This is a genomic window from Marinicauda salina, assembly GCF_003122085.1.
Lineage (GTDB): Bacteria > Pseudomonadota > Alphaproteobacteria > Caulobacterales > Maricaulaceae > Maricicauda_A > Maricicauda_A salina.
Genome location: NZ_QEXV01000007.1, coordinates 75,202 through 100,510, shown reverse-complemented (window position 1 = coordinate 100,510; position 25,309 = coordinate 75,202). Strand labels below are relative to the sequence as shown.

The window sequence follows — 25,309 nt, the reverse complement described above, 5'->3', positions numbered from 1 at the left end:
CCCGGTTCGTCGCGGCCCTATTCCTCGCTGACGCCGTCCATCGCCTCGAGCGAACGCGCGGCCTCGCGCACCTCGGCGCGGCGCGCCTCCGGCAGCGCGATCAGGCCGCGTTCGGCGAGATAGCCGAACGGTCCCCAGGCTTCGTCGCTCGTCAGCTCGGCGATGAAGGCCTCGATGCCGGGCGCGACGCCGACATGCTGGTTCTTCACGTAGACGAAGAGCGAGCGCGAGACCGGGTACACGCCCTCGGCGATGTTGTCGTAGGTCGGCTCGACGCCGTTGATCGTCGAGGCGTGGATGCGGTCGCCGTTCTGCTCCAGGAAGGAATAGCCGAACACGCCGAAGGACGACGGGGTGTTGGCCAGCGTCTGGACGATGGCGTTGTCGTTCTCGCCGGAATCGACCCAGGCGCCGTCCTCGCGCAGGCGCGCCGCGACCCGGTCGAACATATCGGGGTCGCTGTCGGCGAGTGCGGCGATGCATTGGATATCTTCGGCGCCCTGCTCCATGGCGAGCTCGACGAAGGCGTCGCGCGTGCCCGAGGTCGGCGGCGGGCCGAACACCTCGATGCGCGCGTTCGACAGGTCCGGATCGACGTCCGACCAGCGCTGGTGCGGATTGTCGATGAAGGTCTCGCAGGAATAGCCCGCCACGTCGGCGAAGCTGGCGCCGTCGACCGGCGCGCCCTCGGCGTCGAACAGGGGCTGGCCGTCGGCGTCGACCGGGGTTGGCACCTGCGCGGCGAGCGCCAGCCACAGCTCGGCCTTGTCGATATCCATCGCCGGCGCCTCGACGGAATTGCCGATCACGATGCCGTCGAAGCCGATCATGATTTCGGTGATCGCGGTGACGCCGTTCTCCTGGCAGAGCGCGTACTCGCTGGCCTTCATCGGACGCGAGGCGCCGGTGAGGTCCGGATACTCGAGCCCGACGCCCGAGCAGAACAGCGCCATGCCGCCGCCGGTGCCGGTCGACTCGACGACCGGGGTCGGGAAATCGGTCTTGGCGCCGAAGCTCTCGGCCACCGCCGTGGTGAAGGGGAAGACGGTCGAGGAGCCGACGATGCGGATGCCCTGGCGGGCGCCGCCCGTCCCGGCGGCCGTCGAACCGGAGGCCTCGGACGGCGCGGCGGCTTGCTCGCCGGCGCCGGAGGTCGGCGCGTCGCTCAGCTCGATCTCTTCGCCGCTATCGCCGCAGGCGGCCAGCGCGAAGGCCGCGCAGGCGGCGGTCATCTTGAGCAAGGATTTCATGGCGCAGTCCCTTCCTGTCTGTCCGGGGCGGGAGCCCCGTCGCGTGCTCGCGGCACTATCCGATATTTGCGACGGCCGTGTGACAGCCGCCCGCCTCACCAGTCGATCTGGGCGCGGGCCTGAAACGCCGCGAAGTCGCCCTCGCCGAACGCCGCGCCGGACCCGTCGACCTCGGCGACGACGGCGTTGAGCATGAAGCGCACGTGGCTCTCCGGGTACCAGTTCAGCCCGAGCGTGTAGGTCGTCATCTCGCCGCCGCTTCCCGCATCGAGCACGTCGTAGCGGCCGGCCACTTCCCAGGCGCCGAGGCCCTGCATGCTGAGCGGAGCGTTGGGCGAGGTGCGCCGGAACGTCCCCGACGAGGCGCGGTAGGCGCGCTGTTCGCCGGTGATGAACCAGCCGAGATTGACGAAATAGCCTTCGAAATCCTCGGCGACGCCATCGACGTCCTCGGTCATGTACTCGGCGTGGGCGTGGAACGGCCCGGAGATCCAGGCGGCCTCGAGCCCGTAGAGCGTCGACTCCTCGGCCGCCGTGCTGGCCGCGACCAGGCGCTGGGCGAGATGGACGTTGGGACGCGAGCGGATCCGGATGGCGGGCCCGGTGTCCTCGCGCGAATAGTAGCGCGTGCTGGCGCCGAGATGGAGTACGGCGGCGTCGGTGTTGATCGGCGCGGCGGTGAAGCGCGCCGCCAGCGCGTGCGATTCGCTCGCGCCGTCGGCGTCTTCGGACACATCGCCGCCGAACACGCCCCCTCGGAAAGAATAGCGATCGCCGCCGGTTCCGACGGTCACGCCGATGCGGCGGTCGAGGCGGAAGGCGTCGGTCGCCTGGCCGCGCTCCATGAAGGTCGTGTAGCGCGAGGACGTCTGCTCCTCGAGCGAGTTCGGAGTCTTCTGGTTGCCGATCCACACGTCGAACGCGCCGATCTCGCGGGAGATGTAGACGTCCTTCGCGGTCACCTCGTCGCCGGCGAAGTCCCACTCGGCCTTGTAGCCGAACCCGTACCATTCGCCCTCGACGCCGAGGCGTCCGGTCCGGATCTCCGTGTCGGTGTAGCTCTCATCGCGCGCGTCGAGATCGACCTCCACGGCGGCGGCGTCGAGAAACAGCCGTCCGCGCAGCTTGAAGGAATTGCCCGTTTCGGGATCCACCCATTCCGGCGCGCCGTTGAAGACGGGCGCCTGCGCGAACGCGCCGCCTGAAAGAACTGCGGTCAGCGCCGCGCCAACCAGAAGCGATTTCATGTCCCCGTCCTCTTGCTGGGCGAACCCGCAACCGGGTCGCCGTTAGACGGCGGCGGGATAGGCGTCGTCCAAGACACTTTGATGACGGCCCCGCCAAACATTTGTGACATTACCATGTCCGCCCCATGACGCCGCGACTCCGTATCGCGATGCGCGCCGGATAGCCCATCGATTCCAATGCGCTGCGCGGCGGCGCAAGCGATGGAGCGGAAGGCGCGCCTGGCGCGTTTCCTACCGACGAAACCCGGCTGCGAAATTCCGCTTTACATGGTCCTTCGCAAGCCTTACACGCGCCCGTCCCGGCGGAGGCGACGATGCCGGATTGGGTTAACTGCAAGCAGGGGGTCGCGTGAGTTGTCTCAAGACCATACGCCCCTGGACCTGGTCCGCAATCGGCCTGTCGAAGGCCCGGTCGCCTGCGCGCGCCCGGACCGGCTGAAGGTCGCAGCCGACTGGTTCCTCGAAAACTTTCCCGGCGAAGTCCTCTACGCGGTGAAGGCGAACCCGTCGTCGTGGGTCGTCGACGGCCTCTACGCCGCCGGCGTGCGCTGGTTCGACGTGGCCTCGACGCCGGAAATCGAGATGATTGCGGCGCGCTGCCCCGACGCCGTGATGGCGTTCATGCATCCGGTGAAGAGCCGGAAGGCGATCCGCACCGCCTACCATGATCACGGCGTGCGCATCTTCGCGCTCGACTGCGAAGCCGAGCTCGCCAAAATCCTCGAGGAGACGGGCCACGCCGACGATCTCACCCTGATCGTGCGGCTGGCGGTCTCGAACGACGGCGCCAGCCTGCCGCTGGCGGGCAAGTTCGGCGCGACCGAGTTCGAGGCGCCCGACCTCATCCGCGCGGCGCGCGCCCACGCCGCCGAGCTGGGCGTGAGCTTCCATGTCGGCAGCCAGTGCATGACGCCGAGCGCCTATCGCGCGGCGATGATGGAGTGCTCGCGCCTGATCGCGAAGGCGGGCGTGACCGTCGACATCGTCGATGTCGGCGGCGGCTTCCCGTCGGTCTATCCCGGCCTGACCCCGCCGCCCCTGCGCGACTACATCGACGCGATCGAGAGCGCCTTCAACGAGATGATGGTGCTGGAGAACGCCGACCTGTGGTGCGAACCCGGGCGGGCGCTGATCGCCGAGGCCGCCTCGGTGCTCGCCCGCGTCGAGCTGGTGAAGGCCGACGCGGTGCATCTCAATGACGGCGCATACGGCTGCCTGTTCGATCTCGTCCACGCGCGCTGGAGCTACCCCATGCGGGTCCACCGCGCCTCGGGCGCGCCGGGCGCGGAGCTGGCCGAGTTCCGGCTCTACGGGCCGACCTGCGACTCCATCGATTCCATGCCGGGCGCCCACCTGCTGCCGGCCGATCTCAAGGAAGGCGACGTCATCGAGTTCGGCATGCTCGGCGCCTACGGCACGGCGATGGCGACCCGGTTCAACGGGTTCGGCGATGTCGAGACGGTGACCGTCTCCGACTTTCCCTGGACCTCGCTTTATGACGACGCCGCGGCGCGGACGCCGGCCGAGACCGGCCGCGTCGTGGCCTTCCGGCCCCGCCGCCGCAGACACAAGCTGATCAGGAGACGCGGATGAGCGCCCCCTCCAACCGCAAGGCCGAGCTGCTTTCGCACGCGGTCGAGCACATCGACATCGCCGCCTTCGACGGCCGGACCATCATCGACGCGTGGGAGAAGATGAGCTTCACCTCGCGCGACGCCGCGCGGGCCGCGCGCATCCTGCAGGCCGCCGTCGAGGATCCCGATTGCGCCGTCATCCTGACGCTGGCGGGCTCGACCTCGGCGGGCGGATGCATGCATGTCTGGCGGGACATGGTGCGCAACAACATGGTCGACGCGATCGTCGCCACCGGCGCGTCCATCGTCGACATGGACTTCTTCGAGGCGCTCGGCTTCAAGCACTACCAGGCCCGCGAGATCCCCGACGACCGCGAGCTGCGCGATCTCTATATCGACCGCATCTACGACACCTATATCGACGAGGACGAGCTGCAGGCCTGCGATCGCACGATCGGCGAGATCGCCAATGCGCTGCCCGCGAAGCCGATCTCCTCGCGCGCCTTCATCAAGGCGATGGGGAAATGGCTCGCCGAGGGCGGGGCGAAGAAGGACGGCTCGCTCATCCAGGAATGCTACGAGCACGGCGTGCCGATCTTCGTGCCGGCGTTTTCCGACTGCTCGGCGGGCTTCGGACTGGTCAAGCACCAGGTCGACCGGATGAAGGCGGGCGAAGCCTACCTCTCGATCGACAGCGTCGCCGACTTCCGCGAGCTCACCGACATCAAGATCAAGGCGGGAACCACCGGCCTGTTCATGGTCGGCGGCGGCGTGCCGAAGAATTTCGCCCAGGACACGGTCGTGTGCGCCGAGATCCTCGGCCACGAGGACGTCGAGATGCACAGATACGCCGTCCAGATCACCGTCGCCGACGTGCGCGACGGGGCGTGCTCGTCCTCGACGCTCAAGGAGGCCTGCTCCTGGGGCAAGGTCGACGTCGCGCTGGAGCAGATGGTCTACGCCGAGGCGACCACCGTCGCGCCGGTCATCGTCTCCGACGTCTTCCACCGCGGCGCCTGGAAGACGCGCCCACGCCGGCGCTTCGCCGACATGTTCGAGGATTAGGGGCGCGCTGTCGGCATGGCCGCGCCCCCTCTCCCCTCCTTGAGGGGAGAGGCCGGGAGAGGGGAGAACGCGCCGCGCCCCGCCTGAAGGCGCGCCCCGCGTTGGGCGAAGCGCTCGCCGCAACCGACCCCCTCACCTGACCTCGCCCCCTTCCAGGGGGAGAGGAATCGGCGCGCGCTGTCGAGCGTTGGCGGCTCCCTCGCCACCCGGCGCGCCGGGTGCTAAAGCGCGAGCCCACGCCTCATGCGCCCGAGGAGACGCCCCGTGACCATGCCCGTCTGCTTTTTCGGATTCCGCAGCCCGTACTCGCGGCTCGGCCTGCACAAGCTCGCCCGCGCCGGGGTCGAGTGCGACCTGCACCCCTTCACCGGGCCGCCCGAGGGCGTGGCCTTCCTCAACCCGACCGACAGCCCGCCCAAGCTGAAATACTACGCCCACGACGCCCCGCGCATGACCGCGCTGATGCGGCTGCCGATGGTCCTGCCCGACCCGTTCGAGACCGACTACAAGCCCGCCAACCGCGCCTTCTATCTCGCGAAGGCCGAAGGCCAGGCCATGGACTTCGCGCTGGCGGTCTCCGACGCGCGCTGGGGCGAGGGCCGCGATATCGCCGACCCCGACGTGCTGCGCGACTGCGCGGATGCCTGCGGCCTGTCCGGCCTGATCGACCGGGTCGAGGCCGAGAGCGACCGCATCGCGGACGCCGCCGCCGAAACCCGCGCGCTGGTCGAGAAACACGACGTGTTCGGCGTGCCCTTCCTGATCGACGGGGCGGAGCCCTACTGGGGCCACGACCGCTTCGATCTGTTTCTCGAGCGGCGCGGGAAAAGCTGAGGCCGCCGGCCCGGCGATTACGCATTTCCGGTCTGATCGCGCGCGGGGTCGCCATCCGCCGCGCCCGGTGTTAAGGGCCGAGCGTTCCGCTCAACCCGGCCGGGGGGCTCCCATGGACGCGTTCGACTTCTCCCTGCTCACCGCCTCGCTGGTGACCTTCTTCGTCGTGATCGATCCGATCGGCGTCATGCCGATCTTCGCCAGCCTGACCGAAGGCTCGAGCGGGCGTCACAAGCGGGTGATGGCGGTGAAGTCCGTGGCGATCGCCACCGGCATCCTGTTCGGCTTCGCCTATGTCGGCGAATGGCTGCTGGGCGCGCTGCATGTCAGCCTCGACGCCTTCCGGGCGGCCGGCGGCGTGCTGCTGTTCATGCTGGCGCTGGACATGATCTTCGAAAAGCGCACCGAGCGCCGCGAGGAGCGCGCCGAGAAATGGGGCGAGGAGCACGAGAGCGCCGCGCCCGCCGAGGAGGACATCTCGGTCTTCCCGATGGCGATCCCGATGCTGGCCGGCCCCGGCGCCATCGCCTCGATCATGCTGTTCATGAGTTCGGCCGAGGGCGCGTTCGCCAACCAGCTTCTGGTCTTCGCCGGCATGCTGGGCAATCTCGTCTTCTGCCTGGTGCTGTTCCTGCTCGCCGGGCCGATCATGCGTCTGCTCGGCGACACGCTGGCGGCGATGATCACGCGCATTCTCGGAGTGATCCTGGCCGCGCTCGCCGCGCAGTTCATCTTCGACGGGATCGCCGGCGCGCTGCTTTAGGTCACGAGCGGGGCGAAATGCGCGCCCAGGAAGTACGGCCAGACGATCAGCGCAAGCGCGCCCTTCCAGACGCCCAGACCGAGATAGCCGATGGTGAACAGCCAGCCGGCGAACCAGGCCAGGCCGAGCCCGCTGTGCTGCTGGATATTGATGTCGCTGTCGCCGCGCATGCGCGCCTCCCCTTGATCGTCGCCGCACGATAGCAGGCCGGGCCGGGTGTTTCTCGGGAACGGGCTGGCGGTCGCCGCGTTCCTCCAGTGAGCCGGACATGGAGGACGCGCATGCACGCCGATGAGCTGAAGGGCAAGTGGACGCAGTTCGTAGGAGAGGTGAAGCGCCGCTGGGGCAAGCTCACCGACGACGATCTCGCCGTCGTCGCCGGCGACCGCGACAAGCTCGTCGGCCGGCTGCAGGAGCGCTACGGCGTCGAGAAGGACGACGCCGAGCGCGAGGTGAACGACTTCATCGAGAAACTGTGAGGCGTCGGCTCATCACCCTGTCATCGCCGGGCTTGTCCCGGCGATCCAGGCTCTCCGATCAATGACTGGATGGCCGGAACGAGTCCGGCCATGACAAGGACGCGGATCGCGACCCCATCCACCGACCGCAACGGATCAGCATGCAGGGCTCGCCGCGAGCGTCCGTAGTCTTCCGGATTCCCCGGACGCCGCCGGGCCTGCATGATGCGCGCGCTTCCGATGGAAGCAGGGTGTTCAGCGGGGACGACGCAGGAGTAGCTGCCATGCAACCCCAGGAACTCAAGAACAAGTGGAACCAGATGAGCGGCGAGGTGAAGCAGCACTGGAACAAGCTCACCGACGACGACATCAAGAACATCCAGGGCGACTCCCGCAAGCTCGCCAACAAGATCGAGCAGCGCTACGGCAAGAAGCACGACCAGGCCGAGCGCGAGGTGAACGACTGGATCCAGCAACACCAGTGACGCCGGTCCCACCCCGGTGACGAGAGGCGGCGCCGGGAGGCGCCGCTTTTTCGTCCGCCATCAGGCCGCGTGAACCGAATTTTAGCCGCTTTCCGCCAAAATGCGGCCGCTCTTGAAAGGAAGGCTGCGAGCCATGACGCGTCCGCGCTTCATGATGATCGCCGCCGCAGGCGGCTGCGCCGCCCTGGGCCTGACCGCCGGGGCGGTCAGCCTCATGAGCGGCATGGTGGACCAGGCGATCGCGCTGGCCTGGCCCGGGCTCGGCGCGGCGGTCCTGCTGGCGCTGATGATGCCGGGTCGGCGCGCGGAGTGAGGCGCGGCGCAAGCGGCTTCCGTCTCAGCCCGGCCTCAGAAATCCAATGCAATAGTATCCTGCGCGCCTGAGGATCGGACGCTCACGCGCAGCGGGTTCAAGATCCGGGTTGAGCGCGGCGCACAAGACCCTCAATTGGTCCAGCTGAGCGAACTCAAGTCGCATTGGTTCGTTGAAATTCAGCGGTCCCAGGATCGGGTACAGCTCGGCGGTGATGTCGACAGTGTTGATCGGTTCCGGCTCGGTCGCGAACCGGCCATCGGCGTGAAGCTCGGCGATCCGGTCGGACAGCGAGACCGGATCGACCGGCGCAGGCTCCGCCAGAGCCGGCTCGACCAGCTCCCGGATGCGCTCCTCAAGTTCGGCGAAACGTTCATCGTCGCGACCCTCGCCCGCCGCCAGCGTCTCCTGAATGCCCTCGATCCCGTCTGTGACCGCCCCGAAATCCGGGGCGCGCGCCTCCCCGACCGGCAGGACGCGCTCCTCGATGATCTCGGTGCGGCGCTCGATGACCTGGACCCAGACGATGACCTGCAGCGTGACGGCGAGCGTACCGCCGGCGGCCAGCACGTTGAACAGGTCCCGGCCCAGGCAGACGAGATCGCCGGGCTCCTTGTCCTGCTTCTGGCGATAGTCCAGCAGAACGCAGAACACCGCGACGATCACGCCGATCGCGGTGAGCGCGAAGGCGATGTTGGCGCCCGTCTGCATGATTGCGAGTTGCTCCATGACAAGCTCCCTTTCAAGCCAAGGGAGAATAGCAAAACCTGTGCGGGAAGTCCGCGACGATCCGCCCGTTTTGCGCGGGCGCGCCGAGGCTTATTTTTCCGGGCGGCAGCAAGGGAGGTTCGGATGAGAACCCTGCTTTCCGCTTTCATCGCGCTCTTGACGCTGACCGCGGCCGGCGCGCACGCGGAGGAGACGCGCGTGTCGGTCTTCGCCCGGTCGGCCGACGCGAAGTTCATCGGCGACGGCATGGGAGGCATGACCGTCGTGCTGGAGAACGCCGACACCGGCGAGGTCCTCGCCAGCGGCGTCACCCGCGGCGGGACCGGCGACACCGGCCTGCTCGTGCCCGAGACCCGGGAGCGCTACGCCGACATCGTCACCGAGGACGCCGCGCGCTTCACCGCGACGCTCGACATCGAGCGGCCGATGCGCGTGCGCGCGACCGTCGCCGGCCCCAACGGCCAGCGCCAGGCCGGCGCCGAGGCCTCGCAGGTCCGCTGGATCCTGCCCGGCCGGCATCTCGAGGGCGATCTCGGCTGGATCGTCGAGGTTCCCGGCCTCGCCGTCGACATCCTTTCGCCGCCCGCCCACCAGTATGTCTCCGGCGGTCCGGAGACGATGGAGATCGCCGCCAACGTCGTCTTCCTGTGCGGCTGCGGAACCTCGCCGGAGGGCGTGTGGGACGCCGACGCGCTCGACATCGTCGCCGAGGTGCGCCGCGACGGCGCCGTGACGGCGACGCACGAACTCGACTACGCCGGAGAGCGCAGCCAGTACGCCGTCGAGATCGATGCGTCCGAACCCGGGCTCTACACCGTCACGGTGACCGCCTTCGACCGGCGCACCGGAAACAGCGGCGCCGACTTCACCAGCTTCATCATCCGGGAGGAATGACGCGGGCTCAGCTGCTGCGGTCGTTCCACACGATGCGGTAGAGGTCGAAGCGCCGGTCGCGGAGGTTTCTGACCGTGCCCGACCGGCGCGCCTCGGCGAGATCGTCGAGGCGCAGATCGGCGACCGCGATGGTCTCGACGTTCTCGCTGGCCACGGCGGCCAGCCCGTCGCGGGCGAAGGGGAAGTCGCACGGCGTCACGATCGCGCTCTCGGCGTAATTGACGTCCATGTTCTCGACATCGGGCAGATTGCCGACATTGCCCGCGGTGACGACGAAGACCTGGTTCTCGATGGCCCGGCCGTGGGCGCAATAGCGCACGCGCAGATGCCCGGTCCGGTCGTCGGTGGCGTAGGGCGAGAAGATGATGCGCGCGCCCTCGTCGGCGAGCCGGCGCGACAGCTCGGGAAATTCGACGTCGTAGCAGATGAGAATGCCCACCGGACCGCAATCGGTGGGGATGGCGTGGACGAAGTCGCCGCCCTTGATGTTCCACCAGTATTTCTCGTTGGGCGTGGGGTGGATCTTCTCCTGGGCGTGGATCGAGCCGTCGCGCAGGAAGATGTAGGCGACGTTCTGGATGTCGCCGTCATCGGTCTTGGTGGGGTGCGAGCCGCCGACGATGTTGATGTTGTAGCGCACCGCGGCCTGGCTCATGAACTCCATGAAGCGCGGCGTGTGGCGGGTCAGCGCCTCGATCGACTCCTGCGGGGTGAGCTTCTTCTTCTCCAGCGACAGGAGCGCGACGGTGAACATCTCCGGGAAGACGCAGAAATCGGCGCGATAGTCCGAGCACACATCGATGAAGTATTCCACGTTGCGCTCGAACTCGGCGATCGTGTCGACGGCGCGGGCCTGGAACTGCACCGCCGCGACGCGCACCGTCTGCGGATCGGGCCTGCGGCCGTGCCTGGCGGTCTCGACATATTTCGGATTGCGCCAGACCATCAGCGCGGCGTGGCCGGCGCTGTCGACGTCTTCCGGGTAGTAGTTCCTGAGGATCCCCGCCGGCTCGAAGCCCATGCGGAGCTGGAAGTTGGCGACGGGATCGCGCACCTCGCGGTCCTGGACCGCAGCGAGATAGGTCTCCGGCGTGGGATAGGTCTTGCGCTTGCGGCGGAAGCCGGGGATGCGCCCGCCGAAGACGACGCCCTTCAAGCCCCATTCCTGGCACAGCGCCTTGCGCGCGTCATAGAGGCGCTGGCCGATCCTCAGCCGGCGCCGGTTCGGATCGACGGCGACCTCCATGCCGTAGAGCCAGTCGCCCTCCTCGTCATGGCGCGCCGCATAGCCCCCGCCGGTGATCTCCGCCCAGCTGTGCGGGGCGAAGGCGGTCGCCTCGTCGATGATGAAGGTCGCGCACCAGCCCACGACCTCGCCCTCGTACTCGACGACGAACTGGCCTTCGGGGAAGGCGCGGATCTGGCCGCGGATCATGCCCGGCAAGTCGGGGGGCATGTCGGGATAGGCCCGGTCCTGCAGCGCCAGGATGGCGGAGATGTCGTCGACGGTGGCGTTGCGGACGGAGAGCTTCGCGGAGCGGCGGCGTTCGGTCATGGGGAGAGCCTGAAACTGCAGGTCGGCGGATCGAGGTAAGCACGCGGCGATCCTGACGGGAACAGCAAGATGCGGCCGTCGGAGCCGCCCTCGTGCTTCGAGACGCCGCCTCCGGCGGCTCCTCAGCATGAGGGCGGAGTGGCCAGAGAATCCGATCCCTCATCCTGAGGAGGCCGCAGGCCGTCTCGAAGGACGGGGATCGGTCGGCTAGAGATAAAACTCCGGCCGTCTGTCCCGGAAGAAACCCCAGGCCGCCCGATGGCGATCCAGGAAGGCGGGATCGAATTCGGCCGCGATCACGCCGGTCTCGGCGCGGTCGAGCTCGGCGACGATCTCGCCGGCGTGGTCCGAGATGAAGCTCGTGCCGTAGAAGACCTGGCCGTCTTCGTCGCCGACCCGGTTGGCCGCCACGATCGGGATGACGTTGGACACGGCGTGGCCCTGCATCGCCCGGCGCCAGCGCGCCGCGGTGTCGAGGCCGGCGTCGTGGGGCTCCGAGCCGATGGCGGTGGGATAGAACAGCACCTCGGCGCCCATCAGCGTCATGGCGCGGGCCGTCTCGGGGAACCACTGGTCCCAGCAGATCCCGACGCCGACCTTGCCGTGCTTCGTGTCCCAGACCCTGAAGCCGGTGTCGCCGGGGCGGAAATAGAACTTCTCCTGATAGCCCGGCCCGTCGGGGATGTGGGCCTTGCGGTAGACGCCCATGGCCGAGCCGTCGGCGTCGAGCATGACGACGGAGTTGTAGTAGCGCGGCCCGTCGCGCTCGAAGATCGAGACCGGGATCGCCACGCCCAGCTCGGCGGCGACGGGCTGCAGCGCGGTGACGCAGGGATGGGCGTCGGCGGGACAGGCCGTCTCGAACCAGGCCTCGTCCTGCGACTTGCAGAAATACGGCCCCTGGAAGAGCTCGGGCGGCAGGATGATGCGCGCGCCGCGATCGGCGGCCTCGCGGACGAGGTCGATCACGGTCTCGATATTGGACGCCATGTCGGCGCCGAACGGCGCCTGCAGCGCCGCGACCTTGAGAGGCTTGTTCATGGAGGCGGTTCTAAAGGCTCAAAGCCGGTCGAGCCAGTCGCCCGGACCGTCGCCGGTGCGCAGGTCCATCACGGTCGGCCAGAGCCGCCAGGGCTCGCGCGCGTCGGCGTTCCACAGCGCGACGAAGGCGAAGCCGGTCGCCGGCTCGAGCACGACCTGCGCGCCGTAGCCCGACAGATAGCCCGAATGCATCATCAGGGTGCGGTCGCCCCAGTGATAGATGCGCCAGCCCATGCCGTAGGCGGTGTCGTCGACGCGGGCGCGCAGCCGGCCCAGCCCGCGAGTCTCGCGCGGCGTCTCGATCTGCGGGGCGAAGGCGCGCTCGCGCACCGTCTCGGGCAGGCCGGCGGCCTCGTCGAGATGGGCCTGCGCCCAGGCGACGAGATCGTCGATCGTGAGATTGACCCCGGCCGCGGCGGGCAGGTTGTCATAGTAGGAATCCGGCGAGCCGGCCCGGCGGCGGACATTGCGCCGCCAGCCGCGATGGGGCCGCGCCCAGCTCTCCGAGGCGCGCAGCGCGTCGGCGCCGACGCTGGCGCCGTCGAGGCCGAGCGGATCGAACATGTAGGTCCGAAGGGCCTCGGCGTAATCCAGCCCGGTCGTCTCCTCGATCAGGAGCTCGGCCGCGCCGAAGGCGACGTTCTGATAGCTGTAGCACTCGCCGATCGGGCAGACGAGATCGACCTCGGCCAGACGCCGGCGCGCCTCCTCGGGGCTGCGCCCGGCCTCGATCAGGTTGTCGTAGGCGTTGGGCGGCAGGCCGGTCTGATGGCTCACCAGCTCGAGCCAGGTCGGCTGGCGGTCGGCCTTGAGCGTGATGACGTCGGCCGGAACGGACTCGCTCAGATCGACCCGGCCCTGGGCTTCCAGCAGCGCCAGCATCGAGCCCGTGAAGGTCTTGGTCAGCGAAGCCGCGCGGAACACCGTGTCGCGCGTGACCGGCTCGCCGGAGCCGGCGGCGGTCTCGCCATGGGTGTAGTAGAGCACCGGCTCGCCGGCTTCGAGCACGGCGGCGGCCAGCCCGACCACGCGGCCGCTGCGCGCGGCCTGGTCCAGGCGTTCGCGCACGTCGTCGAGATAGGGCGGCGGGGCGGTCAGGATCAGCGGCTCGACGCCGACCGTCTCGGGCGCGGCGACGCTGGCGATGATCGAGGCTTCCTCGGCCGGGCTCGGCAGGTTCGCGCGCACCTCGGCGGCGACGTCCGGGGCGGCCAGCTCGGCGGCGGCGTTGGACGCCGCGGCGACGGCGATCGTCACCGGCTCGGTCTCGACCGCGCCCTCGTCGGCGACCGCGCCGCCCCCGGAGGGTTCGACGACGGCCGTCGCGCCGAGCGACAGGCCTATGATTCCGAGAACGATCGAGCGTCTCATCCGGCTCCCGCGGGCTGATTGCATGTGACGCAGTGAAACGCGCCGCCGCCGGTCAGGATACGGCGCGCGGGGCTTACAAATACTTTCCGCGAACCGAACAGCCGCGTCAACGCGGCCGCCGCAGTCCTCGCGCGATCGTTATATGCGGGCAACACGACGCTGCGCGGCCCGATCACCCAGTTCATGTGCGAGGCCGCCGCCGGCGCGCCGTCTGCGTCCTCGACCCGGCCGGGGGAGGGAATCCGGACCACCTCCAGCCGGCGCCCGCGCGCGTCTCGGGCCTTGCCCAGCTGGCGCGCCACGGCGTCGAGAACCTTCCGATTGGGGTCGTCCGAGCCGCTCGGCGCCTGGCAGGCGACGACGCCGGGACGGACGAAGCGGGCGAGATTGTCGACATGGCCGTCGGTGTGATCGCCGGCCAGCCCCTCGTCGAGCCAGATCACCTGCTTCACGCCGAGCGCGTCGATCAGCCGCGCCTCCACCTGCGGCTCGGAGAGGCGCGGATTGCGGTTCGAATTGAGGAGGCACTGGCGCGTGGTGATCACCGTTCCGTCGCCGTCGAACTCCAGCGCGCCGCCCTCGCCCGTGAGATCGACCTCGCGGATCTCCGCGCCGGCGCGCGCCGCGATGGTCGCTCCGATCGTCTGGTCTCCCGGCAATTCGTACTTGCCGCCCCAGCCGTTGAAGCGGAAACGCACCGCGGTCAGCCGGCCGTTCTCGAGCCCGAAGACCGGGCCGGTGTCCCGCGCCCAGACATCGCCGTACGCCGCGCGCACGACCGTCGCCCGGCCGCCCAGCGCCTTGCGGGCGTTCGCCTCCGCGCGCGCCGTGGCGGCGTAGACGACGAGATCCGGCCGGCGGCCGTCGGAACCGGGCTCGGCGAGCGGTCCCAGGAAGCGCGCGAACTCCGCCTCGGCGGGCCCGAGATCGGCCTCCCAGAGCGCCGCGTCGGCCGGCCAGCAGGTGTGGATCGCCGCCTGGCGCGCGGTTTCATGGGGAATGGTCAGCCTCATGGCGCGGCGCTCTAGCATGCCTCGGGCCGAAAGGGGTAGCGGGCGACGCCGCGGTCCGCGCCTTCTCCCCTCATCTCACTTCTCCCCTCCATGAGGGGAGAAGGGTCGCCGGCGTGGAGCAATTTTCTTCAATGCAGACGCCAGGCTCCGCTCCCTCTCTCCCTCAAGGGGGGAGAGGGTCGGGGTGAGGGGGTCATCCGCCAGGAAACGCAATCAGACGCCCGCCACCGTTTCCGGGATCCTCGCCTGCGCGGGAACCCCGCACATAAGCTTGACCCGATATCGGCATGGCGAACATCAGGAGGGTCCAACAATGCGGGAGAGGCCCATGACGGCGGACATCGCGATCAGACCGGCCCGGCCCGACGACATGGCGGGGCTGGAAACGCTCTATCCGGCGGCGTTTCCCGACGAGGACCTGCTGGGGCTCGTCAGGGCGCTCTCCGCGGAGGGTCCGACCGTGGTTTCGCTGGTCGCCGAACGGGACGGCCGCGTGATCGGCCATGTCTGCGTCTCGATCTGCGGCGTCGGCGGCCGGCCGAACGCGGCCGGACTGCTGGGGCCGCTCGCCGTCGCGCCGGAGGCCCAGGGACAGGGGCTCGGCCGCGCCCTCGTCGAGACCGGCCTCGAGCGCATGGCCGACGCCGGCGTCGACGCGGTCTGCGTGCTGGGCGATCCGGGCTATTACGGCCGCTACGGCTTCGAACCCGGAACCGGGATCGCGCCGCCCTACCCGATGCCCGAGGAATGGCGCGAGGCGTGGCAGGGGCTGCGCACAAGCCCGGACGCGCCCCGCGTTTCGGGAAGGCTGGAGCCGCCCGCCCCGTGGATGGACGAAGCGCTCTGGCGGCCCTGAGGCGCGCGACTCAGGCCCGGACCGGCCCGGGCCGGCCGGCCTCGACGACGAAGCGGGCCTGGTCGCGCGGCGCGTAGCCGTCGCGCCGCTTGACCTCGCCGACCGTGCGCAGCGCGACCTCGGCGCGATCCGCGTACAGGTCCATCAGGCCGTAGCCGTGCTCGCGCGCGTCGAAATGCTTGATGTGCGGGAAGTTCGGAACATTGGCCGCAAACGCGTCGTGGCTGAAGTGGTGGGAGGTCACCGAGCTCGTCACGAACTCGCTGCCGATCGCCGGCGAAGCCGGGTCGTCATAGTCCTGCCTGACGTCGCTCACCCAGTAGCAGTGCGTGTCGCCGCCCAGCAGGACCGGATTGGCGCCCCGCCCCTGGCGCTCGGCCATCAGGTCGAGCATGCGCCGCCGCGCGGCCGGGTAGCCGTCCCAGCCGTCCGACCAGGCGTTGGGTTCGCCAGTCTCGGGGTCGGTCCCGTGGAACTTGGAGAACAGGGTCGGCTGGACGACGAGATTCCAGCGCGCGCCGGAGCGCCCGAAATCGTAATTGAGCCAGCGCTCCTGGTCGGCGCCGAGATAGGTGCGCTCGGGATCGAGGCGCTCGGGGCAGTCGCGATCGATGAGGGCCCCGCCGCGATCGTCCTCGGTCGGACACGCCATGGGCGTGCGGAACTGGCGGCCGTCGGTCATGTTGATCTCGGCCATGCCGCCGAAGACGTGCTGGCCCCAGATGCGCATGGTCTCGTGCGTGCGCTCGAGGATCGAGCGGCGGCGCAGCGGCATGTTCTCCCAATACGCCTGATAGGCGGCGAGACGGCGGGCGCGGAAGGCCTCGCGACTCACCTCGGCCTCCTCGGCGACGTCGCCGGCGTAGTCGTTGTCGACCTCGTGATCGTCCCAGGTCGCGAGCCACGGCGCGGCCGCGGCGGCGGCCTGCAGGTCCGGGTCGAGCCGGTAGAGCGCGTGCTGCATGCGGTAGTCGGCGAGCGTGTAGGGCTCCGGGACGGCGTGGCGGCGCACCTGCGGCCCCCAGCTCGATTCGTAGATGTAGTCGCCGGTGTGCACGATCAGGTCGGGCGCCTCGGCGGCCATGTCGCGATAGGCGTGAAAGAAGCCCTGCTCGTAATGGGCGCAGGAACACCAGGCGATGCGGAAACGATCGAGCGCCGCGCCCCAGGGCGCAGCCGTCGTCGCGCGCCCGACCGGGCTCGTCGCCCCGCCGGCGTGGAAGCGGTAGAAGAAGGCCCGGCCGGCGGGCAGGCCGTGGATCTCGGCGTGCACGGCGTGGCCGCGGCCGGGCAGCGCGCGCTCGACGCCGGCGCGCACGATGCGCGAGAAGCCCTCGTCGGCGGCGATCTCCCAGGCGACCTCGAGCGGCTCGGGCGCCATCCCGCCGTCGGGATCGAGCGGATTGGGCGCGAGCCGCGTCCACAGCACGAAGCCTTCCGGGGTCGGATCGCCCGAGGCCACGCCCAGCGTGAAGGGATCGTTGCGGAAAGCGGCGCCGCGCTCCAGCCCCGGCAGCTTGCAGGCGGCGGCGAGCGACGCCGTCGCCCCGGCGGCGGCGCTTCTCAGCAGAAAGCGGCGCGTCAGCGCCCGGCTCGCAAGCTTGCCCATGTGCGGATCCCCCTCGATCGCAGGACTGGAACGCGGCGGGGATCTGTCTAGCCGCGGGCTTTGACAGTTTGACGAAGCCGCCGCCTCCGCCAGCCGGAAAAAGAAAGGGGCGGCCCGAAAGCCGCCCCGATCCGTCTCGGTCCGTGCGGACTGCGCGGAGTTCCTAGAACTCGTAGCGCAGGCCGATGCGGACCGACCACAGCGACGGAGACCCGACGCGCGGCTCGGCGATCCGGTTCGCGTTGAAGTCCTCGAAGAGGATCTGCGAGCCGCCATTGATCAGGCTGGCGTCGACGACATCGACCAGGCGCGGGAAGCTCGCCTCGCGCATCACGCCCCACTCGTCGTTGATCAGGTTGGTGACGTTGTCGATCACGATGAACGCGGCGCTGCGATCGCTCGGACGCAGGCCCGGCAGCTCCTGCTCGATGCGCAGGTCGGCCTTGGTCCACCAGCCGGAGTTGAAGTCGTTGCGGTCGACATAGCCGCCGGCGTAGCCGTTCAGGCCTTCGCGGCTCAGGAAGGCGAAGAACGCATCCTGGTCGAAGCCCGGGTCGAAGACGACGTTCGGGTCGTTCGCCCCGTCCGGCACGTAGAGCAGCGAGCTGTCCGAGCCCTGGAACGGATTGAAGCCGAGCAGCGAGTTGGAGCCGAACGTGTAGCTGTACGGCCGCCCCTCCGAGGCCAACGCGAACAGGCTCAACCGCGTCGCGTAATCGCGGACGAACTCGTTTTCGTAGTTCACCAGCAGGGTGAAGCGGTTCTCGATGTTGTAGTTCGAGGTCGCGACTTCATCGATCTGCGGGTTCACGTACGCGCGATTGTTGTAGTTCGAGAACGCGACCGAGCTGGTCATCGGCTGGACGTCCTCGGCGTCCGAGTAGGCGTAGCCGAGCGTCCAGTCGAGGCCGAAGTCGTACTCCTTCTGGACGGTGAAGCCGACATTCCAGTCCTCGGCCTCCGAGTCGGCGTTCGTCAGCACGAAGGACGGCAGGCGGACGCTGTCGAAGATGGGCAGGCCGGCCGGGCCCGTCCCGATCTGCTCGAGATCGCCGCGGCGGATGACGGCGGCGTCCTGGTCGCGGGAGTAGAGCAGGTCGGCGTTGAACAGGTACTCGCCGCCGAGAACGCCCGGAAGCGGCGCGTCGTAAAGCCAGGTCGCGCCCAGCGAGACCTTCCACTCCGACGGGATCTCGAAGTTCGGATCGAGGTAGTTGATCTCGAAATTGCTGCCCTGACGGTTGGCGACGGCGTCGGCCATCTCGACGGGAATGCCGTAGCCCGGGCCGCCCGGACCGTCGTTCATCGTGTAGGCCAGGTCATTGAGATTGTTCGACGGCAGCACGTCCTCGTCGACGGTGAACTGGGTCACGTTCGTCGCCGAGTAGTTGTTCGACAGCCAGACGTTCGGGTTGCCGCCGGAGTACAGGCCGACGCCGCCGCGGAAGGTCAGCGTGTCGGAGTAGTCGTACTGGAAGCCGAAGCGCGGCTGCAGCAGGCCCTCGCCGTCGAGGTTCTGGGCGTTGGTGAAGCCGTAGTCGGCGACGAAGTCCGGGTTCTCGGCCGGCGTGTCGTCGCTGGTGTACCAGTCGTAGCGCAGGCCGCCGGTGAGCGTCAGGCCGTTCGGCAGCGTCCACTCGTCCTGGGCGTAGACCGTGTTGACGGCGTAGCCCCACTCGGCCGCGGCGTCGTTGAGATCGCCGGTGGGCGAGTTGGCGTAATCGAAGGCCGAGAACACGCCCGCCTCGAAGTCGGCGATGCTGTCGAACTCGATCTGGCCCTCGGTGTGCTGGACGAAGAGGTTGAACACGTCGAGGTCTTCGCGCTCGTAGCCGAACGTGAAGCTGTGCGCGTTCCAGTCGTAATAGCCGCGCAGGAGCAGCGTCATCGTCTCGTAGTTCAGGTCGTTGGCCTGGCGGCTGTCGTCCTGACCGAGATAGATGGTGTTGTCGTTCACCTCGACCTGGACCTCGGCGAAGCCCAGACCCTCGGCGTTGGAGATCTGGCGGTTGTCGAGCTCGAGATAGCCGACGCGGACCTCGGTGGAGAAGTTCTCCGTCCAGTCTGAGAACAGCGAGCCGACGACGGAATTCAGCTCGGCGCCGCGCTCGTAGAGGTGCTGGGAGTATTCGAACTCGTCGGAGTCGCCGTCCGACTGGTTGATGTTGAACCCGTCATTGTAATTGTAGATCAGGTTCGCGCGGTGCTGGTCATTGATCTCCCAGTCCAGGCGGACCAGCAGCTTCTCGTCCTCGTTGTCGAAGCTGCGCGGCAGCGTGCCCGGGTCGAAATTGTAGACGTCGCGGGCGATGCGGGCGATCTCGTCAAAATCGGCCTGGGTGAAGCCGGGCAGCTCGACCGCCGAGTTCGAACCCTCGGGACCACGGTCGAAGGTGTTCGCGCCCTCGAGCTTCTCGTAGGCGACGCTGAAGAACAGGCGGTCCTCGATGATCGGGCCCTGGACGTTGAAGCCGTAGCGGTATTCGTCGAACTCGGCGACGTCGACCGGGTCGCCCTCGAGGCTGTCGCCGCTCAGCGAGTCGCTGGTGTAATCGACGAACGCGCCGCCGTGGAACGCGTTGCCGCCGGACTTGGTGACCGCGTTGATGTTGCAGGCCGAGAAACCGCCGTACTGCACGTCGAACGGGGCCAGCTCGACGGCCACCTGCTCGATGGCGTCGTAGGAGAAGGGCTGGCGCTCGGTCGGGAAGCCGTTGGAGTTCAGGCCAAAGGCGTCGTTGAGGCGGACGCCGTCGACGGTCAGGCTGTTGAAGCGCGGGTTGGCGCCGGCGCACTGGATGCCGTCGACGAAGGCCTCGTCGACATAGAGGCTCGGGTCGATGCGCACGATGTCGTTGATCGTGCGGTTGATCGCCGGGGCCTCCTGCAAGGTCTCGAGACCGAACGACGCCGTCGGGCCGATCGCCGTCTCGGCGATGTTCACCGCTGAACCGGTCACGACGATCACCTCACTCGAGACCGCGCCGGCCTGGAGCGTCAGCGTGACGTCGGTGGTCTCGCCCAGCGTGACGTAGACGTCCTCGACGCGGGTTGGGGCGTAGCCGTCGGCGGTCACCGTGATGGTGTAGGGGCCGCCGACGCGGAGGTTGCGGGCGAACGCCGCGCCCGTGTCGCCCGAGCGGCTGACGCTCGTCGCGCCCGTCGGGTTGTGAACGATCGTGACCGTGGCGTCGGCGACCGGCGCGCCGGAGGCGTCGACGACCGCGCCCCGGATGGCGCCGGTGACTTCCTGCGCGTGAACGCCAGCGACCGGCGCGGTCAGCGCGATGAGCGCTGCGGCGGACACGCCGCCGGAAAGCTTCCTGAACAAGGCCATTTTCCTGGTTCCCCTGATTTCAACCCAAAACCCACACCGGCCCGGCGCCGGTGCTTCGAGGGGGTCGCTTAGGAACGGACGTTTGCGGTTGCGTGACGCGGGAATGAAGGTTTCGCGACGCCCCATCGCATTGAATATGCAATCGGAGTTCGGGAGGCGCGCCGGCCGGTCGAAGGAACCCGCCGAAGTCCTTGAGACTCCGCGATCCGCGCTCCGGAAGGCGCGACGCCGTCGGCCCGACGCCGGCCGAGGCGGCGGCGGGACCCGCCTGACCGGAATCAGCCCAGCGTGGCTGCGGTGCAACGCCTCTCGCCGGCGGCGCCTTTGACAACGCCGCCGCGGGAAGGGATGAAGCCGCGATGACCACCGTCGCCCCATCCGCCGGAACGCGGCTCGACGCGCCGCAGCCCCGCCTCCTCGCCGCGGGCGTCGTGCTCGCCGGCCTTCTGGCATTGCGCCTCGTCGCAATCTCGATCGATCCCAACAGCCTCTACGCTGACGAGACCCAGTACTGGATCTGGTCGCGCGATCTCGATTGGGGCTATTTCTCCAAGCCGCCCATGATCGCGTGGATCATCGCCGCCACGACGGGCGTGTTCGGAAACGCGGACTGGGCGGTGCGGCTGGCCGCGCCCTTCCTGCACACCGCCACGGCGGCGTTCCTGGGGCTGACGGCGGCGCGGCTGTTCGGCCCGCGCGCAGGGATGTGGACGGCGATCGGCTGGGCGACCCTGCCGGCGGTCTGGCTGTCGGCCTCGGTCATCTCCACCGACGCGGTGCTGATGGTGTTCTGGAGCGCGGGGCTCTACGCGCTCGTCCGCCTGCGCGAGGGCGGCGGTCTCGGCTGGGGCGCGGCGCTCGGCGTCGCCGCCGGCCTCGGCTTCCTGTCGAAATACGCGATCATCTATTTCCTGCTGGGGACCGGCCTGGCGCTCGTCGTCGACGCGCCGGCGCGCCGGGCCCTTCTGTCACTGCGCGGCCTGACCGCGGCGGCCGTGTTCGGCGCGATCGTCGCGCCCAACGTGATCTGGAACGCCAGCCACGACTTCGCGACCGTCTCCCACACCGCGGCGAACGCGAACTGGGGCGCGCAGCTGTTCAATTTCGACGAGCTCGGCCAGTTCGTCGGCGACCAGCTCGCCGTCTTCGGCCCGCTCTTCTTTCCCGTCCTGGTCGCAGCGATGGTCGCGGCCGCGCGCGGCGAGGCCGGCCAGGCGGCCCGTCCCCGCCTGATGCTCGCGCTCTATTCCGCGCCGGCGCTCGCCATCGTCGCCGTCCAGGCCTTCATCAGCCGCGCCCACGCCAACTGGGCGGCCTCGGCCTACGGGGCGGGGCTCGTGCTGGTCATGGCCTTCCTGCTCGACGGGCCGCGCTGGCGGCGGGGCGTGATGTTCGCCTCGATCGGCTTCCACACGGCGCTGGGCCTGACCTTCGTGGCGGCCGCCGCCTCGACGCCGCTGTCGGAGTCCATCGGGCTCGCCAACGCGTTCAAGCGCGTGCGCGGCTGGGAGGAGACCGCCGAGGCGCTTGCGCGCGCGTCGGCGGCCGCCGACGTCGAAGCGGTGGTCTTCGACAACCGCAACGATTTCCACCAGATGCAGCGCTACGGGACCGGGATCGAGGCCGATCTCTACATGTGGCGGCGCTACGCGGCGCCGGCCTCGCACGCCGAGCAGGTCTGGCCCCTGCCGGCGGGCTATGACGAGCCGGTGCTCGTGGCCTCGGAGCGCCCCCGCGAGATCCCGCTCATCGGCCGCGATTTTCGTGAATTCGAACCGGCCGGCGAGATCGTGATCCCGCTCGGCGGCGAGCGCGAGCGCGTCTATCGCCTGTTCCGCGCCGAGGGCTACGCCCCCGTCCCGCGCACGGACGCGTACGAGGCCTGGGTCGCGGAGATCCGCGCCGGCGACTAGCCGTTGGCGCCGAGCGCCTCGTCACCCCAGATCTCGCGCAGGCGCTGGTCGCGCCGGCAGCCGAGCCGGTAGCGGCTGTAGCGCAGCGGGTTCTTCTCGGCGTAGTCCTGGTGATAGTCCTCGGCCGGCCAGAAATCGCCCGCCGGCTCGATGTCGACGGCGATTTCGCGATCGAAGCGCGCCGAGACGCGATCCCGCGAGGCGCGGGCGGCGTCGGCCTGGTCTTCGTCCAGCGTGAAGATGGCCGGGGCGTAGGACGGGCCGCGGTCGCAGAACTGGCCGCCCCCGTCGAACGGATCGACATTGCGCCAGTAATGGTCGAGCAGCGCGGCGTAGCCGACCGCATCGGGATCGTAGATCACCCGCACCGCCTCGTGATGACCCGTGCCGCCGCCGGTGACCTGGCGATAGGTCGGATTGTCGACATGCCCGCCGGTATAGCCCGACACCGCCTCGACGACGCCGTCGAGCTTTTCGAAGTCCGCCTCGGTGCACCAGAAGCAGCCCGACGCGAAAATCGCCTGGGCCGCGCCCTCGGGCAGGTCGGCGGCGGTCGGATCGCCGGCCGGTCGGGCCTCCTGGCCGCAGGCGGCCGCGGTCAGGGCGAACGGGACGAGGAGTAGGGCGAGCGCGCGCATGGGATCGGCTCCTGTGGGCTTGCCTCAGTATCTGGTCCGCGAGGGCGGGGCGCCAAGGCCCCAACGCTTCACGACTGCGTCAGACGAGCCCGTCGAACTCGTCGAGCTCGAGCGCAAGCGCCAGGTTCTGGATCGCCTGGACCGCCGCGCCCTTGAGCAGATTGTCGAGCGCGCAGACCATCACGGCGCGGCGGCCGTCCTCGCCGAGCGCGAACCCGCCGACCGCCGCGCCGTTCTGGTTCGCCCCGTCGGTGATCTCGGGAACCCGATCCTCGACGATCTCGATCAGCGGTTCGTCGGCGAACCCCCGGACATACGCATTGCGCAGGGTCGCCTCGTCGAGCGGATCGGCGAATTCGAGCTGGGCGGTGACGATCAGCCCGCGGAAGAAGGCCGCGACGTGAGGCGAGAAGCGCACCTCGCCGCCGAGGTGACGGCTCATCTCGCGCTCGTGGAGATGCCCGGTCAGCCCGTAGGGCATGAGGTTGTCGGCGAGCGCGACGGGATCGTTGCGCCGGCTCGGACTGGTCCCCGCGCCGGAATAGCCCGACACGCCGAAGAGATGGGCCGGTCCCGCCAACCGATCGCGCACCGGCGCGACGCAGAACTGACCCGCCGTGGCGTAGCAGCCCGGATTGGCGATGCGCGTCGCGCCGCGCAAACGCTCGCGCCCCTGGAGTTCCGGCAGACCGTAGGCCCAGGCGTCGTCGAAGCGATAGTCGGCGGACAGGTCGACGATGACGGCGCCGGGGCGGGCCGCCTCGATCGCGGCGACATAGGGCGCGGCCTCGCCGTTGGGCAGGGCGAGCACGACGGCGTCGACGTCCTTGCCGGCGACGCCCTCGGGACCGAGCGCCTCGATGGTGAGACCTTCGGGGGCCTCGGGGGCGAGCGCGGTGGCCGGGGCGCCGGCCATCGCGCGCGACGAGGCGAAGGCCAGCCCCATGTCCTCGCGACCAGCCAGGAGCCGGATGAGTTCGCGCCCGACATGGCCGCGCGCGCCGACGAGGCCGATGCGTTTCATGGCGCCTTCCCCTCGAGGGTTTCAGGCAGCGCGACGATGCGATCGACCATCGTTGGAATCCGGGCGAGATCGTCCTCGCCGCGCCAGAACACCGTCCAGCCGCCGACCTTCACCGCGCCGTGGCAGGCGGCGAAGTAGAACTCGTTGACCGGGTTGTCGGCGCGCGATCGCCAGTAGAGCCGCGGCGCGAACTCGACCAGCCGGCGCCAGACCGCGCCGCCCAGCCCCTCGCCGCGGGCGTCGTCGAGCACGGCGAACTTGTCGAGATAGACCGCGTCGTCGAGCCGCGTGGTGATCGCGGCGGCGCGATAGCTCTCGCTGACGAAGGCGTGATGGAAGTCCAGCCGCTCGAAATAGTCGGCGACCGGCGCGCGCCCGAACGCCTCGGCGACCAGCCCCCGCATCCGCTCCCGATCCAGCTTGTCCAGTCGGTCGATGTCGAGAATGCGCTCGCCGCGCCGAACCAGCGTGCCCGCCCCGGCGTGGGTGAACAGCTCCTTGGCCAGCGCTTCGGGCCGCGTGATCGACACCGAGCTCGACAGCGGCAGATCGTCCAGCAGGCGCTTGATCTCGGCCATCTTCAGCCGCATGCCGCCCGAGACCCAGTCGGCGTCCATAAGCTCGTCGAAATCGGTGGCGAGGTTGATCGCCGAAATGATCTCGCCGGACGCGTCGAGCAAACCGCCCGTGCCGGTCAGGAAGATGATCTTGTAGGGCTGGAGCGCGTGGACGAGCGCGCGCACGGCGGCGTCGGCGTTGACGTTGACGAGGCGGCCGTCGGCGGTGTCGCCGAGGCAGGCGAGGATCGGCGCCTGGCCGGCGCGCGCGGCGGCGGCGACCTGGTCGAGGCGCACCCGACTCGGTTCGCCGACGCGGCCGAGGCCGGCCTCGTCGATCAGCTCGGCCTCGAACACCCCGCTCGGGATCGCCGCGGCGCGGCCGCCGCAATCGCGGATCGCCTGGACGAGCTTCAGATTGACGTCGGTGAGCGTGTCGCGGACGACGGCGACCGCCTCGGGCGGAGTCACGCGCAGACCGTCGCGGCGCTCGCTGGCGATGCCGGCCGCGGAGAGCGCGGCGTCGAGCTGCGGTCCGCCGCCGTGGACGACCACCGGCGACAGGCCCACGCTCTGCAGGAAGGCGAGTGCGGCGGCGAGCTCGTCGAGCGAGTCTTCCATCACCACGCCGCCGACCTTCACGACGGCGAAGCGCTCCTGGTCGAGGCGGGAGAAGCGCGTGAGATACTCGCGGATCTCCTTGCCGTCGCGCATGTGCGAGAGCAGCTGGACGATCGCCGAGCGCACTTTCGGCCGCTCGGGCGCGCGCTCCGGCTTGGGGCT

Annotated in this window: 23 protein-coding genes; 10 read left to right on the top strand and 13 right to left on the bottom strand. The window is 69.4% G+C overall.

Annotated elements, in window-relative coordinates; genetic code table 11:
• Positions 1 to 17: 17 nt before the first annotated feature.
• Positions 18 to 1,250: a substrate-binding domain-containing protein gene (locus DDZ18_RS13385; RefSeq protein WP_233245848.1), complete on the bottom strand. Its 1,233-nt coding sequence runs from the start codon at positions 1,248 to 1,250 to the stop codon at positions 18 to 20.
• A 95-nt stretch (positions 1,251 to 1,345) separates the two neighbouring features.
• Entirely contained in the window at positions 1,346 to 2,497 is a 1,152-nt protein-coding gene (locus DDZ18_RS13380; protein WP_109253910.1) for an OprO/OprP family phosphate-selective porin, read from the bottom strand.
• A gap of 354 nt (positions 2,498 to 2,851) precedes the next feature.
• Here DDZ18_RS13380 and DDZ18_RS13375 point away from each other — a divergent pair, with 354 nt between their 5' ends.
• The 4 genes from DDZ18_RS13375 (at position 2,852) to DDZ18_RS13360 (ending at position 6,733) form a co-directional block, all read left to right on the top strand.
• The gene (locus DDZ18_RS13375; RefSeq protein WP_109253909.1) at positions 2,852 to 4,090 is read left to right on the top strand and encodes a type III PLP-dependent enzyme; all 1,239 of its coding nucleotides are present in this window, start codon (positions 2,852 to 2,854) and stop codon (positions 4,088 to 4,090) included.
• The gene (locus DDZ18_RS13370) at positions 4,087 to 5,136 is read left to right on the top strand and encodes a 1,9-bis(guanidino)-5-aza-nonane synthase (RefSeq protein WP_109253908.1); all 1,050 of its coding nucleotides are present in this window, start codon (positions 4,087 to 4,089) and stop codon (positions 5,134 to 5,136) included. Before DDZ18_RS13375 ends, DDZ18_RS13370 begins: the two co-directional genes overlap by 4 nt.
• A 270-nt stretch (positions 5,137 to 5,406) precedes the next feature.
• The gene (locus DDZ18_RS13365) at positions 5,407 to 5,970 is read left to right on the top strand and encodes a 2-hydroxychromene-2-carboxylate isomerase (protein WP_233245853.1); all 564 of its coding nucleotides are present in this window, start codon (positions 5,407 to 5,409) and stop codon (positions 5,968 to 5,970) included.
• 112 nt (positions 5,971 to 6,082) lie between these two features.
• Entirely contained in the window at positions 6,083 to 6,733 is a 651-nt protein-coding gene (locus DDZ18_RS13360; protein WP_109253906.1) for a MarC family protein, read from the top strand.
• On the opposite strand, the gene DDZ18_RS14005 is transcribed toward DDZ18_RS13360, so the two are convergent.
• On the bottom strand, positions 6,730 to 6,903 hold the full coding sequence (locus DDZ18_RS14005; protein ID WP_199241159.1) for a hypothetical protein: 174 nt from the start codon (positions 6,901 to 6,903) through the stop codon (positions 6,730 to 6,732). The genes DDZ18_RS13360 and DDZ18_RS14005 overlap by 4 nt on opposite strands.
• A gap of 111 nt (positions 6,904 to 7,014) precedes the next feature.
• Between DDZ18_RS14005 and DDZ18_RS13355 the strand changes: the two genes are divergently transcribed.
• From DDZ18_RS13355 to DDZ18_RS13345, 3 genes are all read left to right on the top strand, one after another.
• Positions 7,015 to 7,212: a PqqD family peptide modification chaperone gene (locus DDZ18_RS13355; RefSeq protein ID WP_109253905.1), complete on the top strand. Its 198-nt coding sequence runs from the start codon at positions 7,015 to 7,017 to the stop codon at positions 7,210 to 7,212.
• A gap of 263 nt (positions 7,213 to 7,475) precedes the next feature.
• Positions 7,476 to 7,676, top strand: coding sequence for a CsbD family protein (locus DDZ18_RS13350; RefSeq protein ID WP_109253904.1), 201 nt, complete (start codon positions 7,476 to 7,478; stop codon positions 7,674 to 7,676).
• A 133-nt stretch (positions 7,677 to 7,809) separates the two neighbouring features.
• Positions 7,810 to 7,989: a hypothetical protein gene (locus DDZ18_RS13345; protein WP_109253903.1), complete on the top strand. Its 180-nt coding sequence runs from the start codon at positions 7,810 to 7,812 to the stop codon at positions 7,987 to 7,989.
• A gap of 24 nt (positions 7,990 to 8,013) precedes the next feature.
• Here the strand turns inward: DDZ18_RS13345 and DDZ18_RS13340 are convergent, their stop codons facing one another.
• A complete protein-coding gene (locus DDZ18_RS13340) occupies positions 8,014 to 8,718 on the bottom strand; it encodes a hypothetical protein (RefSeq protein ID WP_109253902.1) in 705 nt (234 codons plus the stop codon).
• 123 nt (positions 8,719 to 8,841) lie between these two features.
• On the opposite strand from DDZ18_RS13340, the gene DDZ18_RS13335 reads away from it, so the two are divergent.
• Positions 8,842 to 9,612 carry a hypothetical protein gene (locus DDZ18_RS13335; protein WP_109253901.1) on the top strand — a complete coding sequence of 257 codons (771 nt, stop codon included), beginning with the start codon at positions 8,842 to 8,844 and terminating at the stop codon, positions 9,610 to 9,612.
• A 7-nt stretch (positions 9,613 to 9,619) separates the two neighbouring features.
• Here the strand turns inward: DDZ18_RS13335 and DDZ18_RS13330 are convergent, their stop codons facing one another.
• From DDZ18_RS13330 to DDZ18_RS13315, 4 genes are all read right to left on the bottom strand, one after another.
• Positions 9,620 to 11,167, bottom strand: a complete 1,548-nt coding sequence (locus DDZ18_RS13330; protein ID WP_109253900.1) for a bifunctional GNAT family N-acetyltransferase/carbon-nitrogen hydrolase family protein — start codon at positions 11,165 to 11,167, stop codon at positions 9,620 to 9,622.
• 207 nt (positions 11,168 to 11,374) lie between these two features.
• A complete protein-coding gene (gene aguB / locus DDZ18_RS13325) occupies positions 11,375 to 12,208 on the bottom strand; it encodes an N-carbamoylputrescine amidase (RefSeq protein ID WP_109253899.1) in 834 nt (277 codons plus the stop codon).
• An 18-nt stretch (positions 12,209 to 12,226) separates the two neighbouring features.
• Positions 12,227 to 13,579: a serine hydrolase domain-containing protein gene (locus DDZ18_RS13320; RefSeq protein WP_146190680.1), complete on the bottom strand. Its 1,353-nt coding sequence runs from the start codon at positions 13,577 to 13,579 to the stop codon at positions 12,227 to 12,229.
• Complete coding sequence (locus DDZ18_RS13315) at positions 13,576 to 14,592, bottom strand: agmatine deiminase family protein (protein WP_109253898.1); 1,017 nt, start codon at positions 14,590 to 14,592, stop codon at positions 13,576 to 13,578. Before DDZ18_RS13315 ends, DDZ18_RS13320 begins: the two co-directional genes overlap by 4 nt.
• Positions 14,593 to 14,920: 328 nt before the next feature.
• On the opposite strand from DDZ18_RS13315, the gene DDZ18_RS13310 reads away from it, so the two are divergent.
• A complete protein-coding gene (locus DDZ18_RS13310; RefSeq protein WP_158272164.1) occupies positions 14,921 to 15,448 on the top strand; it encodes a GNAT family N-acetyltransferase in 528 nt (175 codons plus the stop codon).
• 10 nt (positions 15,449 to 15,458) lie between these two features.
• Here DDZ18_RS13310 and DDZ18_RS13305 read toward each other — a convergent pair whose 3' ends face one another.
• Complete coding sequence (locus tag DDZ18_RS13305) at positions 15,459 to 17,057, bottom strand: alkaline phosphatase D family protein (RefSeq protein WP_109253896.1); 1,599 nt, start codon at positions 17,055 to 17,057, stop codon at positions 15,459 to 15,461.
• A 163-nt stretch (positions 17,058 to 17,220) separates the two neighbouring features.
• Complete coding sequence (locus DDZ18_RS13300) at positions 17,221 to 20,394, bottom strand: TonB-dependent receptor (protein ID WP_109253895.1); 3,174 nt, start codon at positions 20,392 to 20,394, stop codon at positions 17,221 to 17,223.
• A 359-nt stretch (positions 20,395 to 20,753) separates the two neighbouring features.
• Between DDZ18_RS13300 and DDZ18_RS13295 the strand changes: the two genes are divergently transcribed.
• On the top strand, positions 20,754 to 22,307 hold the full coding sequence (locus DDZ18_RS13295; RefSeq protein WP_109253894.1) for an ArnT family glycosyltransferase: 1,554 nt from the start codon (positions 20,754 to 20,756) through the stop codon (positions 22,305 to 22,307).
• Here DDZ18_RS13295 and msrA read toward each other — a convergent pair.
• The 3 genes from msrA to DDZ18_RS13280 form a co-directional block, all read right to left on the bottom strand.
• Positions 22,304 to 22,945 carry a peptide-methionine (S)-S-oxide reductase MsrA gene (gene msrA, locus DDZ18_RS13290; RefSeq protein WP_109253893.1) on the bottom strand — a complete coding sequence of 214 codons (642 nt, stop codon included), beginning with the start codon at positions 22,943 to 22,945 and terminating at the stop codon, positions 22,304 to 22,306. The two genes, DDZ18_RS13295 and msrA, sit on opposite strands and share 4 nt — an antisense overlap.
• Positions 22,946 to 23,024: 79 nt before the next feature.
• On the bottom strand, positions 23,025 to 23,969 hold the full coding sequence (gene argC, locus DDZ18_RS13285) for an N-acetyl-gamma-glutamyl-phosphate reductase (RefSeq protein ID WP_109253892.1): 945 nt from the start codon (positions 23,967 to 23,969) through the stop codon (positions 23,025 to 23,027).
• On the bottom strand, positions 23,966 to 25,240 hold the full coding sequence (locus DDZ18_RS13280; RefSeq protein WP_109253956.1) for an acetylglutamate kinase: 1,275 nt from the start codon (positions 25,238 to 25,240) through the stop codon (positions 23,966 to 23,968). The genes argC and DDZ18_RS13280 overlap by 4 nt, the downstream gene beginning before the upstream one ends.
• Positions 25,241 to 25,309: the final 69 nt, after the last annotated feature.